The following is a 12,489-nucleotide window of genomic DNA, read 5'->3' as shown; positions in this document are numbered from 1 at the left end:
ATTAAGCCATTATTTTCATTGAATTATAGCGTATGCAATGACAGCATCCGGGTGTATCCCGGACGCTCCCCAGACAATCTCTGTCTGCTTACTTCGCGCCTTCAACGGCGGTAACCAGTTCCTTGACAGCGTCTTCAGATGAGAGCTGACCGTTGAACTGACGGGTTACAACGTCATAGATCGCATTCTTGACGGAAGCCGGATTTGCATAGCCATGAGCCATGGAGCCGAGCATCGTTCCCTTATCTGCAGCTTCCTTCACATCAGCGATGGCCTTCTTGCCGCAAGCGTCGAAATCGGTGTCAGGCACGTCGGTACGTGCAGGAGCCGAACCCTTGACCACATTGAAGGCCGACTGGAATGCTGGGCTTTCAATAGCCGAAGCCATTTCGAGCTGTGCAGGCACCTTGTCGTCGGCAACCTTGAACATCGCGAACATGTCGGAGTTGAAGGTCACAGAACCCTGTGTTTCTGGGTAACGCATGCAGACAAAATCTTCGCCTGGCTTCTTGCCAGCCTTGATGAATTCGCCTTTTGCCCAGTCACCCATGAACTGTACGCCAGCCTTGCCTTCGATAACCATTGCCGAAGCAAGGTTCCAGTCACGACCGGAGAAGTTGTCGTCCACATAAGAACGCAGCTTGGTCATGCGGTCGAAAGCTTCCTTCATCTTATCGCTACCCAGAGTTTCCGGGTCGAGATCGACGAAAGCCTTTTTGTAGAAGTCCGGACCAAAGGAGAGCACGACGGCATCAAAAATCGTCGCATCTTGCCATGGCTGACCGCCGTGAGCGATTGGGGTAATGCCCTGTTCCTTGAACTTGTCGAGGAGCGCTACGAGTTCATCCCAGTTGGTTGGCTCTTTGCCGCCAGCCTTATCGAGTGCTGCCTTGTTGATCCACATCCAGTTGGTGGAGTGAACGTTTACAGGCGCTGCAATCCAGTGGCCGTCATATTTGGCAAATTCTTGCAGAGGTGCCGGGATAACCTTGTCCCAACCTTCTTTGCCTGCAACCTCATCGAGATTGCCGAGAGCACCCTGCTCCGCCCAGTCACGGATATCGAAGCCGAGCATCTGCACTGCAGTTGGCGCATTGCCTGCGGTAACGCGGGCACGAAGAACCGTCATGGCTTCCGTACCGCCACCGCCTGCAACTGGCATATCCGTCCAGCTGATGCCTTTGCCTTCGAGGTCTTTCTTCAGAACATCGAGGGCCGCAGCTTCGCCGCCAGCTGTCCACCAATGCAGGACTTCAACGTTCTGCTTGTCTTGTGCGCTGGCCGTAACAGGTGCCATTGCTGCAAGCATCGCACAGGCAGCTGTGCCCATCGCGGCCATTCTGAAAAACTTATGCATGTGTCTACCTCCCGTAGAACTCTACAAAACAAAATTTCGTCGGATGCTGTCGTCAGGCGTCAGGCCCGCACACCCAGAGGATCGTTCAATCTGCTTTGAGACCTCCATCCCACTTATTTCTCGCAGCTCCTACTGCGATTGACAACGTTGTCTTTTTTGAATGAAAATCATCTGCAAGACAAGATGTGTTCTTAGGATAGGCTCAAATACGGGATATGTGTCAATATGGATTAGGTGAGAAAAATCGGGAAGCCCAATCCGCAAGTGTGGAAAGCTGAAAAAACCTACCAAATATACTAGCAAAATTAAACACTTGGTTCGTTCATCATATTTCTGATGACAAAACTTCGCTCAGTTCAGAAAATTGGCAAAGCGCAACGCATTCTGCTTTTTAAAGTAGTATAAAATTACCGTGAGCGGGCTAGACATTATCCTCGAGAATGCATAATTTTCGTTCGCTCGCACAATGGTGTGCGGGTTTGTTCTCGGGGCGGGGTGAAACTCCCCACCGGCGGTATGAAGAGCGATCTTCGAGCCCGCGAGCGCCTGCAACAGAAAGCCGATTCGGCAGTTTGTTTCAGGGTCAGCAGATCCGGTGAGATGCCGGAGCCGACGGTTAAAGTCCGGATGGAAGAGAGCGAAAGAATGTTTGGTTACGCTCAAATCGGCGTGACTCGCGTTCCTTTGTGCGCCCTGATTCTAGTTTCGTGAGGAACCTATGAACCAGAGCTATCCGAACAAGACATCCTTCAAAATTGCCTTCATTCAGGCACGCTGGCATGCGGACATTGTCGATGAAGCACGTAAAAGCTTCATCGCCGAGCTTGCAGCCAAAACCGGCACCAATGTGGAAGTTGAAGTTTTCGACGTTCCCGGTGCTTATGAAATTCCACTTCATGCAAAGACGCTCGCCAAGACCGGCCGCTATGCTGCCATTGTGGGCGCTGCTTTTGTGATTGATGGCGGCATTTATCGCCACGATTTCGTTGCTACTGCCGTCATCAATGGCATGATGCAGGTACAGCTTGAGACCGAAGTTCCGGTGCTTAGCGTATCGCTCACCCCGCATCATTACCACGACAGCAAGGAGCATCACGACTTCTTCTTCAATCATTTCAAGGTGAAGGGCGTCGAAGCCGCCCATGCAGCTTTGCAGATTGTTAGCGAACGCGCTCGCATTGCGGCGCTTGTTTAAGTAAAGATTGGCCGACCTTGCGATTGCTGGGTCGGCTACTCGCTTATGATGCGCTCAGGATGGGTATAGACGTCGAAATCGTCGCCTCTGACGAGCGCCACAAGCGTCAGATTAGCGTCTTCTGCTGTGCGAATGGCAAGCGCCGTCGGTGCCGAAATCGCCGCAAGCAGCGGCACTCCGAGAATAACGGCCTTCTGCACCATCTCGACTGAGACACGGCTTGTAATGGCCACCAATCCGCTATTTGCAGGCTTGTTCGCTCGGGCCAGCGCGCCGATTAGCTTGTCGAGCGCATTATGCCTGCCAACATCCTCGCGAACCGCAAAAAGCCCCTCATCCGGCACGACAAAACCAGCACCGTGCACCGCATGTGTCTGCTTATTCAATTGCTGTGCGCCACCCAAGGCATCCATTGCAGCAACAATCGATCCAGCTTTCACCTGAAAGCTATCCGCCTTGATCACAGATAATGGACGTATTGCCTGATCGATGGAATCGATCCCGCACAAGCCGCAACCGACCGGCCCGGCCATGAAACGGCGACGAGCGACAAGCATTTCCTCCCGCTGTCCGACAAGCCGCATCTGAATATCAATGCCTTTTTCAAAGACTTCAATGTTCAAATCTTCGATTTCCGATATGCAGTCTATGACGCCTTCGGTCAGGCTGAAACCCACTGCGAAATCTTCGAGATCATTGGGTGTAGCCATCATGACGGCATGCGTTGTGCCATTATAGCTCATGGCTACAGGCACTTCTTCCGGGACGTCACGGTCGCTTTCGTGAAAACCGGTTTCACGACGAGCAAGACGCGGAACACTTTGGCTGATGTTCTGCATCGTCATATCGTTCCGCCGCCTGTCGTTTCTGCCCGCATGTGGAATTACTATCCAACACCTCTGCAGCAAGCAAGTCCAGCGGCTCAACACTTGCGGATCATGCCGATAACGAGCTATACCCGCTAACCGGAAATGAGCCTTTCAGCGACTTATATTACAGGTGGAAAAACGATGGATATTCGGCAGATCGACAACAATTACTCAGTCACCGGGCAAATTTCGCCGGATGATGTACGTGATATTGCGGCTGAAGGTTTTCAGACGATTATCTGCAATCGTCCCGATGGTGAAGGCGGAGAAGATCAGCCAAGTTTTGCCGAAGTTGCCAAGGTTGCCGAAAAGGCTGGCATCAAGACCTATTACATCCCGGTTGTTGGCGGCCAGCTGACCCAGGAGAATGTTGATGACATGGCCTCGGCTCTCACTGAAGCCGAAGGCCCTATTTTGGGCTATTGCCGTTCAGGCACCCGCTCTACGAATATCTACGGTATCGTCCAGAACCAAAAGCGCGGATAAAGAACGAACGCAGACTATGTGGACGGTGTTGCCGCAGAGGCATTTGAACAGTCTTTGCAAACATGGCTGTCACCGTCCAGAAACGCGTGGGCCAAAAAAGCGCGCATTTGTAAATTTGGTACGGCGCACATTCTGCGCCGAATACTGGCGATAATAGCCCATGCCTGTGCGGATGGCTGTCGCAACGACACCGCCTACCACCATCATCCAACCAATAATCATTGGCCAGTTGAAGCTTTCAATTCCGCTGCTCAGAGCGACGATGACAACACCCGCCCAAAGAACTGCCGCGGTACGGCGCCAGAAAACGGGGTTGAGTTCATCAAAGACCGCCTTCCACAAAGAGTGCACAAGGCAGGCGAAGAAAACGGCGGCAGCCAAACCAATATTCAGCAACTCGACCGGGAGCCATTGTTGCGTATCCAGCATTGTTTTCATCATCCAAGTCATGCCCGGAGTGTTTAAGACCAGCCCGTATGGCTATAGTGTCTAAATCCGAGACGTTGTTTCCATGCGCCCATTCAGCTTTCGCTTTGTGGCTTCAACGTGGTAGAAGCATGGAAACCCCTTCATAATACAGTCACATATTATTGCGTTCACGCGAAATATCGTGTTGAAATCATTGAGCTATCTCGGTCAGAGTGTACCGACACACCGCTGTAAAGCCCTTGATAGAGCTAGACTTTTTGCATTTATGGAACTTCGAAAGCGGGAAAGTATGGCTGCGTTAAAGTCGCGATACATAACGGCTTTGTAACAATTTGATATTGCAGAACTTCCGCTGTTAACTGCGTTGTCCACCCAATCGACGCCCGACACGCGCAAGCAGAATAACCGGCAATATGCCGACTGCCACAATTGCCAAAGCGGCAACGGAAGCCTCTTCATAGGTTCCGCGCGCAGCTTCGCCATAAAGATGGGTGGCAAAAGTCTCTATATTGAGGGGGCGCAACAGAAGTGTTGCAGGTAGTTCTTTCACGCAATCGACAAACACCAAAAGTCCAGCGGCAACGATAGCCGTTTTTGAAAGCGGCAAATGTACCTGACAGAATGTTGTGGTTACCCCGCGCCCCAGCGTGCGTGAAGCATGGTCGAGCGATTGTGGAATACGTTCGAGCCCTGCATCTATGCCTCCGGCAGAGATTGCCAGAAAGCGCGCCGCATAGGCGTAGATGATGGCAGCTCCCGTACTGATCAGCAGTAACCCTGTTGAAATACCAAAGAAATAGGTGAAAACTCCATCGAACAAACGATCGACTGCACCTGAAACGATCATGATGCCAATTGCTATCACCGTACCGGGTGCCGCATAGCCCATGGTCGAAAAACGGTAGAACCAGCGCGAGGCAGTTCCCGGAAAGAGCCGCATCGCATAAGCCACCACCATGCCAAACAACAGAACCAGAATGGTCGCGACCGAAGCCAGCATCACCGTGTTGAATGCTTCACCGGCAAGGCGAGGAGAAATGCCCGCAAAACGCATGCGTTTGACCGCCTCAATCACGAGATAGGTCGCAGGCATGACAAAGCCAACGATAATTGGTACAGCACAGAGCACAAAAAGCCAGAGGCCATTGATGCCGCTTACCCTAAGCGGTTCAAAGCCACGCGAGTGGCGAATATTGGATGAAAAGCGTTGCTTGCGCCGCGCCCAGCGCTCGATTGATACAAGTGCGACAACCAATAACAAAAGCGCCAGGGCGAGCTGTGCGGCACCGGGCAAATCAAAGCGCGTGACCCATGTTGTGTAGATCGAAACCGTCAATGTCCGCACACCAAGAAACTCGGCAGCACCAACATCATTGAGTGTTTCCATCAAAGCAAGGCTTACACCGACGGCAACTGCGGGGCGCGCGAGTGGCAATGCTACACGCCAGAAAATGCCTCTGCGGCTGACGCCCAATGTCCGCGCTGCTTCAATCAGGCTGGCGGACTGTGTGAGAAACATCGCCCGTGTCGGAATATAAACATAAGGATAGAGAACGAAGCCGAGCAAAATAGTACAGCCGGTCATCGACCTTATATCCGGCAAGCGAAACTGGCGCGGCGTATCATAGCCAAGCACAAAGCGGATCGCGCTTTGTATCGGCCCGATCGGATGCAGAATATCGAGATAGGCATAGGCGATAATATAGGTAGGCACCGCGAGGGGTAGCAAAAGCGCCCATTCGAGCACACCACGCCCGCGAAAATCATAAGCCGTTACAAGCCATGCAGCAGACGTGCCGACAAATGCAGTGATAAGCCCGACACCCGCCAGCAGAATGATCGTATCGGTGAAGGCTGTAGCGAAGATCGTCGAGAAAAGATGGCTCCAAAGGCCGGAAGAACCGCGTAGCGCTTCGATGACAAGTGCGAGCACCGGCAGGCAAACCAACAGCGTAATCAATCCTGAGAGCCACAACCAGCCTCTCCCCGAGCGGGTGCGATAAGGCATGGATGACGATGCGGCTTGCAAAGGTTCCGGCATGCTATTGTCGACCTTCATATTACAACGCCGGCGCAATGGTTTTGCACCGGCGTTATTTTTTCACTGCTAGTCAGCTTTTAATTATCGAAGCCGACTTTGTCGACCAGTTCGCTGGCCTGCTTGCGATGCTTTACGATTTCCGAAAGCGGGACCTTGTCGATCTTCAGTTCACCAAAAGATGCGACAATTGGATCAACCGGAGCGCCTGCCTTAACCGGATACTCGTAGTTAGCCTTTGCATAAAGCTGCTGGGCTTCGTCCGATGCAAGATATTCGAGAAGCTTGACGGCTTCATCCTTGTTTGGCGCGTTCTTGGCAACAGCTGCACCGCTGATGTTCACCTGCGTGCCGCCGTCGGCAAAGGTTGGGAGAATGACTTTGATGCCATCGCCCCACGCCTTCTGCTCGTCGCCGCTCTTACCTGAGCGCATCAGACCGACATAGTAGGAGTTCGCGACTGCGATATCGCAGATGCCGCCAACAATATCCTTAGCGCCGTCACGGTCACCGCCGGCTGCCTTACGCGCCAGATTGGCCTTGAGGCCAGTCAGCCATTCTTCGGTCTTTTCTGCACCGTGATGAGCGATATAATCGGCAATCAGAGCAGTGTTATAGGGATGCTGGCCAGCACGGATGCAGATCTTGCCCTTCCACTTTGGATCAGCCAGTTCTTCATAGGTGATCTTGTCGAGTTCGAGATCCTTGTCTGCATAGACAACGCGAGCGCGCATCGACAGCCCAAACCAGTTATCGTTGGCATCGCGGAGCTGTTCAGGAATAGCTGCCTTGAGAGCAGCTGAATCAATCGGCTGAGTGAGGCCCTTATCGACGAAATCAACCAGATTACCTGCATCCACTGTCATAAGGATATCAGCAGGCGATTTGTCGCCTTCAGATGCAACGCGCTCGGCAAGGCCATCTTTCAGGAAAACGGTATTGACGGTGGTGCCCGTCTTTTCCTTATAGGCATCCAGCAGAGGCTGGATCAAACCAGGTTCACGCGTCGTGTAAATATTCACCTCATTTGCATTAGCTGCACCTGAGAGAAACGTCGCTGCCATTAGAGCCAATCCAGCACGCGCGATCTTGGGCATTTTACCTCCGGTAGAATTTGGTTCATTTGAAACTATGTGTAATGCATCAAGATTATAGGAACTGGCATATTCAGGGTCAATAATTCACGCCAAGAAATATGAGTTATTTACTCATTTTTTCGCAAAAACCAGTGCTTTGCTCCAGTCGATCCGTAAGGTGACATACGCTGCATCGGCTGCGACATGCTGATCTGTTCGGACACGAAGACGGAAGTCCTGTTGATCCAGACGAACTGTCAGTTCCTCGGTTTCGCCCAAATAGGTTCGGTTTTCTATATGTCCGCTCAACCCGTCTTTTGCAGACGCTTCACAGGATATGACCTCGATATCCCGTGGACGCAGATAGACAGCGACATCTCCTTCTGTTCGCATATCATCCGGAAGCGTCAATGTGCCGACAGGCGTTTGGACAACAACACCGTTTACCTTACCTTCAAGAGCATTGAAATCGCAGAAGAAGTCCGCAGCGTAGCGCGTTGCAGGCTGGTTATGAAGTTCGCGGGCTGAACCGGCCTGAACGATCTTTCCGGAACGCATCAACACCACGCGATCGCCTGTGGACAACGCCTCTTCGGCCTCATGTGTCACGATAATGACCGGCGTACCCAATGCACGAAGCAAAGCAACAGTCTCGCTTCTCACACGAGCACGCAAACCGCGGTCAAGATTGGAGAAGGGTTCGTCCATCAGCAGCAGATCAGGCTTTGGTGCCAGTGCTCTGATGAGAGCGACCCGCTGTTGCTCGCCACCCGAAAGCATATGCGGATAGCGATCCCCCATGGCGGCAAGGCCAACCAGCGCAAGTAACTCATCAACCCGCGCTTTCGCCTCATCCTTGCGCATCTTGCGCAAACCGAACAGCACATTTTCCCTGACGGTCAGATGCGGGAAAAGCGCATAATCCTGAAACACCACACCTATGTTGCGTTTTTCTGGTTCCACGAAGATGGAGCAACTGACCAGCGTCTTGCCACCCATGGCAAGCTGACCTTCATCCGGCGCGTCGATCCCTGCAATAATCCGCAGGAGCGAGGTCTTGCCACAGCCGGAATGACCGACGAGACAGATGATCTCTCCCGGTTGAACATCGAGCGAAATATCATCAACGGCACGCACTGTTCCAAACTGGCGACTAATGCCTGAGAGCGTTAGCGCTGGAGCCATATTGTTGCCAAGCTTGGTGTCTTGCAAAGTGTGTGCGTCCATAGATGAGGCCGAGAGTCCTGTTATCATCGAACCGCATATAAATGCACTTGAACGACTTTGCCAATAAAACCCGACCAAAGGTGTCAGGCATTTTCCGAAACGCACTTGAAGACGCAACAATTTGCTGCACTATCCAGTTGAACAAGCTCGCAAATCGCGCAATGTTGCTTTCATCCAAATTCGATATTCGCATTGCAGGAGTCTGATCATGGGGCCGATCACCGACAAGGTGGCAACCGCTGAGCGTTTGCCGCAGGAAACGAAGGTTGCCATTATCGGTGGTGGTGTGATCGGAGTATCGACAGCCCTTTTCCTGGCCGAGCGCGGGATACCTGTTGCTCTGTTTGAAAAAGGTGAAATTGCGGGCGAGCAATCAAGTCGCAATTGGGGCTGGTGCCGCCGGACTGGTCGTGACAGCCGGGAAATGCCGCTGATTGTCGAGAGTATGCGCCTCTGGGAAGGCATGAATGAGCGTACCGGGCGAGAAACCGGTTTTCGTATCACGGGTATCGCATATACCGCCGAGAAAGAAGAGGAAGTCGAACGCTATGCTCAGTGGATTAAAATCGCGGGCGAGCACGGCATAGAGACAGAACTCTTAAGCAGCAAACAGGCGGCCAGCCTTACCCCCGGTCTCACGCGTCAGCTCAAAGGCGGCATGATCACCCCGCTTGACGGGCGTGCAGAGCCACAGAAAGCAGTACCGGCTTTCGCCGCCAAGGCGCAGGAACTGGGCGCTGTCATTTTGCAAAATTGTGCGGTGCGCGGCATAGAGACAACCAATGGCCGCGTTTCAGCAGTTTTGACCGAGAAAGGCCGCGTTGCCTGTGAGGCAATTGTGGTGGCAGGCGGGGCCTGGTCGCGATTGATCATATCGGACTTCAAGGCCCGCCTTCCGCAACTCAAAGTCAAATCATCGGTGTTTCGCACTGCCCCTATTGAGGCAAATGTGGACCCGGCAATTGCGTTTTCAGATTTCGCGCTGCGTAAGCGGCTTGATGGCGGCTACACGGTCGCTAGCCTTGGTGGATCGATTGCGGATATCGTGCCTGACAGTTTCCGTTTTTTCCGCGACTTCCTTCCATCGCTCTCCACCGAATGGAAATCATTGCGGTTCCGTTTTGGTGAGCGGTTCATCGAAGAAGCCTTCCAATGGAAGCTTCGGCCCGCAGATCAAGTTTCGGTCTTTGAAAAAATCCGCACACTTGATCCTGAACCGCACCGCGCTGCGAATGCGGCAGTATTGGCCAAACTCAAGGCTGCTATTCCATCCTTTGCATCAGCAACAATTGCTCAGGAATGGGCCGGCCTCATCGATACTATGCCGGATGTCATTCCAGTAATTTCACCCCTGCTCGATATTGATGGTCTTATCGTTGCAACAGGGTTTTCGGGACATGGTTTTGGCATCGGCCCCGGTGCCGGACGGCTGGTTGCAGATATGGTCAGCGGCGAAACGCCAGTGGTCGATCCGTCGCCGTTCCATATTTCGCGTTTCTCCGACGGTTCAAAAATCCGCATAGAGAATTGGGGTTAAAGCATTTCCAGTAAAAGTGCGAAGCATCTATGCAGGGAAATCAAATGAAGCTTTACTCAATTACGCCACAGGCGAAACGCGCACCGCCACCACCAAGTGGCTTGGGTTGGTCGGCATAGTTGTCTCCACCCATATGCACCATCAGTGCTCGACCTTTAATGTCGTCCAGTGATTTAAGGCGAGGGGCAACAACCGTTTCACTGACCTTACCGTCCGCATCAGCCTTCAACAGTGGTAAATCGCCCATATGACCATGACCTTCCGGACCCATATGGTGTTTCGAACCTTCCGGATCGTAATGGCCGCCGGCTGCTTGCGCCGGAACCATTTTCCCATCCTGTTCCGCAGGCGCACAACTGCCCTTTTCATGAACATGGAAGCCATGTTCACCACCGGGCATTCCATTTAAATCCGCTTTGAATGAAAGGCCGTCAGTACCCTGGGACACTTTTACGGTTCCCATCTCCTTCCCCTGCCCGGTTTCCAGAGCCTCGTACATTTTAACGGTCACGTCTTGGGCAAAGGCTGGTGCTGCAATAAGTGCCATCGTTGAAGCTAGAACGAAAGATCGCATTATCTCCTCCTCTTATTTGGTTGGTGATAAGCGGTAAACGCACAGCGAAGCGAATTGTTCGAAACTTATAAAACTGCGCGTCGTTTGTGAACGACGCGCAGAATACTTGTTGATCAGGCCGTTACGAATTGCGCCATCATGCCAACGTCTTCATGTTCCAACACGTGACAGTGGAACATGAACGGATGATTGCGCGTAGCTTCGCGATCAAAATGGACCAGAATTTCGGCCTTGCCATTGATCAAAGCCGTATCTTTCCAGCCTGATTGATGGACCGGCGGTGTCTCGCCATTCAGCGAAAGAATGCGGAACGACGCGCCGTGAATATGGAAAGGATGCGCCATTTCTTTGGTCGTCAACTCCCAGATTTCCCAGGATCCAAGCTTAACTTCGGCATCAATGCGGTTCATATCGAAAGGCTTTTCTGCGATCGCCATTTGAACGCCTGATGTGAGCGCCTGCAATGAAGGTCCGGCGTCGGTATTGCTCCGACCCGAATGCATGTCGTGATCGCTCATAGCTGGCATGTTATGTCCGGCATGTGGATCACTCGACATACCGCCCATCATAAGTTTCATGTTTTCGGCCATACGTTCATCGAAGAAATATGACCGCCTGCGCACCGAAAGCTTTTCGTCAGGCTTATCAGGACCATCAAGCTTAGTAGGCAAAGCTTTCACCGGACCGTCGATTTTGTCATCCACGATGAACTGCATCAAAGACAGGTCGTCACCACCGCTGTCATCGCTGGCCGTGAGCAGATCCAGAGCGCCTTTCGTTTTGGAAAAATCGACGAGAATTTCATAGCGCTCGCCCGGGCTGATCGTCAGGCGTTGGACTGTATCGAGCTTGCTTAAATAGCCTCCATCCGATCCGATGACGTGCAATGGCTGATCATCGCTGAGACGCACATGGAAATTGCGCGCATTGGCACCGTTCAGAATACGTAACCGCACAATGGATGGCGGAACTTGCGCTTGTGGGGCAATCACGCCGTTGACGATTAGCTTATCGCCGCGAAAGCCGTGCATCAGATCCATGATATCGGGCTGATAAACCTTGTCTCCGTCAACAACTCTGCGATCCTGCAAGACGAGCGGGATGTCATCAACTCCATAGCTCTCAGGCAGGCCACGTTCACTATCCTTGCCATCCGTAACAATCATCAGCCCGGCAATGCCCATATGAGCCTGTCGGGCAGTGTCGCCATGCAGGTGCGGATGGAACCAGTTAAACGAAGCAGGTTGATTGACGGTAACTTTCGGCTCCCAGCTTTTACCTGCTGCGATCACATTATGCGGCCCCCCGTCCAGAATGGAGGGAACGAAAAGACCGTGCCAATGAAGGGTTGTGTCCTCATCCATACCATTCTCAACCGATAGCGTGACCGCCTCTCTGTTCTTCAGCCGGACAACCGGACCAAGATAAGCGCCGTTAATCCCTGCAGAAGCAGCATCGCTTCCTTCGATGAAGGAATGTCGCCCCTTTTGAACCTTCAGCTTCACAAGGCCTGCGGCATCCGGTTCTATTAGTGACGGGATCGGCAAAGCCTGTGTTTTTGTCTGTGCCTTGGCCACGCCGTGCTGCATATGTTGCTGATGGGCGTCCTGCGCAAAGCCCTCAAAAGGCCGCACCACAGATAAGACAGCAGCACTTGCACCAAGCGTCAGCAGACGGCGGCGAGTCATACTCGTCATGATT

At 52.6% G+C, this 12,489-nt stretch carries 11 protein-coding genes and 1 riboswitch; of the genes, 3 read left to right on the top strand and 8 right to left on the bottom strand.

Features of this window, described 5'->3' with window-relative positions:
- Positions 1–88 precede the first annotated feature (88 nt).
- Positions 89–1,357: an ABC transporter substrate-binding protein gene (locus QBD00_RS08560; RefSeq protein ID WP_318579198.1), complete on the bottom strand. Its 1,269-nt coding sequence runs from the start codon at positions 1,355–1,357 to the stop codon at positions 89–91.
- Positions 1,358–1,834: 477 nt separating this feature from the next.
- Positions 1,835–2,000: riboswitch (FMN riboswitch) on the top strand.
- A gap of 75 nt (positions 2,001–2,075) precedes the next feature.
- Between QBD00_RS08560 and QBD00_RS08555 the strand changes: the two genes are divergently transcribed.
- On the top strand, positions 2,076–2,552 hold the full coding sequence (locus QBD00_RS08555; protein ID WP_094574265.1) for a 6,7-dimethyl-8-ribityllumazine synthase: 477 nt from the start codon (positions 2,076–2,078) through the stop codon (positions 2,550–2,552).
- Positions 2,553–2,587: 35 nt separating this feature from the next.
- On the opposite strand, the gene fdhD is transcribed toward QBD00_RS08555, so the two are convergent.
- Positions 2,588–3,397: a formate dehydrogenase accessory sulfurtransferase FdhD gene (gene fdhD / locus QBD00_RS08550; protein ID WP_318579197.1), complete on the bottom strand. Its 810-nt coding sequence runs from the start codon at positions 3,395–3,397 to the stop codon at positions 2,588–2,590.
- Between the two features lie 165 nt (positions 3,398–3,562).
- Between fdhD and QBD00_RS08545 the strand changes: the two genes are divergently transcribed.
- Entirely contained in the window at positions 3,563–3,907 is a 345-nt protein-coding gene (locus tag QBD00_RS08545) for a TIGR01244 family sulfur transferase (RefSeq protein ID WP_151092106.1), read from the top strand.
- Between the two features lie 69 nt (positions 3,908–3,976).
- Here QBD00_RS08545 and QBD00_RS08540 read toward each other — a convergent pair whose 3' ends face one another.
- The 4 genes from QBD00_RS08540 to QBD00_RS08525 all read right to left on the bottom strand — a co-directional run bounded on the left by QBD00_RS08540 (position 3,977) and on the right by QBD00_RS08525 (position 8,677).
- Positions 3,977–4,336 (bottom strand): hypothetical protein, encoded by a 360-nt coding sequence (locus QBD00_RS08540; RefSeq protein WP_151092104.1) that lies wholly within the window; start codon positions 4,334–4,336, stop codon positions 3,977–3,979.
- Positions 4,337–4,691: 355 nt separating this feature from the next.
- Entirely contained in the window at positions 4,692–6,377 is a 1,686-nt protein-coding gene (locus QBD00_RS08535) for an iron ABC transporter permease (RefSeq protein WP_318579292.1), read from the bottom strand.
- A gap of 77 nt (positions 6,378–6,454) precedes the next feature.
- Positions 6,455–7,471 (bottom strand): Fe(3+) ABC transporter substrate-binding protein, encoded by a 1,017-nt coding sequence (locus QBD00_RS08530; RefSeq protein WP_024896321.1) that lies wholly within the window; start codon positions 7,469–7,471, stop codon positions 6,455–6,457.
- A 111-nt stretch (positions 7,472–7,582) separates the two neighbouring features.
- Positions 7,583–8,677: an ABC transporter ATP-binding protein gene (locus QBD00_RS08525; RefSeq protein WP_318579196.1), complete on the bottom strand. Its 1,095-nt coding sequence runs from the start codon at positions 8,675–8,677 to the stop codon at positions 7,583–7,585.
- A 208-nt stretch (positions 8,678–8,885) separates the two neighbouring features.
- Here QBD00_RS08525 and QBD00_RS08520 point away from each other — a divergent pair, with 208 nt between their 5' ends.
- The gene (locus QBD00_RS08520; RefSeq protein ID WP_318579195.1) at positions 8,886–10,214 is read left to right on the top strand and encodes an FAD-binding oxidoreductase; all 1,329 of its coding nucleotides are present in this window, start codon (positions 8,886–8,888) and stop codon (positions 10,212–10,214) included.
- Positions 10,215–10,266: 52 nt separating this feature from the next.
- Here the strand turns inward: QBD00_RS08520 and sodC are convergent, their stop codons facing one another.
- Entirely contained in the window at positions 10,267–10,788 is a 522-nt protein-coding gene (sodC, locus tag QBD00_RS08515; protein ID WP_318579194.1) for a superoxide dismutase [Cu-Zn] SodC, read from the bottom strand.
- 113 nt (positions 10,789–10,901) lie between these two features.
- The gene (gene cueO, locus QBD00_RS08510; protein ID WP_318579193.1) at positions 10,902–12,485 is read right to left on the bottom strand and encodes a multicopper oxidase CueO; all 1,584 of its coding nucleotides are present in this window, start codon (positions 12,483–12,485) and stop codon (positions 10,902–10,904) included.
- Between the last annotated feature and the right edge of the window lie 4 nt (positions 12,486–12,489).

The sequence above is a fragment of the Ochrobactrum sp. AN78 genome (assembly GCF_029909885.1).
Taxonomy (GTDB): Bacteria; Pseudomonadota; Alphaproteobacteria; order Rhizobiales; family Rhizobiaceae; genus Brucella; species Brucella quorumnocens.
The sequence above is the reverse complement of the archived record's forward strand: the minus strand, read 5'-3'. Positions and strand labels throughout refer to the sequence as shown.

Bases quoted from the DNA above. Each gene is read 5' to 3' on its own strand.
- fdhD (WP_318579197.1), bottom strand. From the start codon at position 3,397: ATGACGATGCAGAACATCAGCCAAAGTGTTCCGCGTCTTGCTCGTCGT.
- QBD00_RS08560 (WP_318579198.1), bottom strand. From the start codon at position 1,357: ATGCATAAGTTTTTCAGAATGGCCGCGATGGGCACAGCTGCCTGTGCG.
- QBD00_RS08525 (WP_318579196.1), bottom strand. From the start codon at position 8,677: ATGGACGCACACACTTTGCAAGACACCAAGCTTGGCAACAATATGGCT.
- QBD00_RS08555 (WP_094574265.1), top strand. From the start codon at position 2,076: ATGAACCAGAGCTATCCGAACAAGACATCCTTCAAAATTGCCTTCATT.
- QBD00_RS08535 (WP_318579292.1), bottom strand. From the start codon at position 6,377: ATGCCGGAACCTTTGCAAGCCGCATCGTCATCCATGCCTTATCGCACC.
- QBD00_RS08545 (WP_151092106.1), top strand. From the start codon at position 3,563: ATGGATATTCGGCAGATCGACAACAATTACTCAGTCACCGGGCAAATT.
- QBD00_RS08540 (WP_151092104.1), bottom strand. From the start codon at position 4,336: ATGCTGGATACGCAACAATGGCTCCCGGTCGAGTTGCTGAATATTGGT.
- sodC (WP_318579194.1), bottom strand. From the start codon at position 10,788: ATGCGATCTTTCGTTCTAGCTTCAACGATGGCACTTATTGCAGCACCA.
- cueO (WP_318579193.1), bottom strand. From the start codon at position 12,485: ATGACGAGTATGACTCGCCGCCGTCTGCTGACGCTTGGTGCAAGTGCT.
- QBD00_RS08530 (WP_024896321.1), bottom strand. From the start codon at position 7,471: ATGCCCAAGATCGCGCGTGCTGGATTGGCTCTAATGGCAGCGACGTTT.
- QBD00_RS08520 (WP_318579195.1), top strand. From the start codon at position 8,886: ATGGGGCCGATCACCGACAAGGTGGCAACCGCTGAGCGTTTGCCGCAG.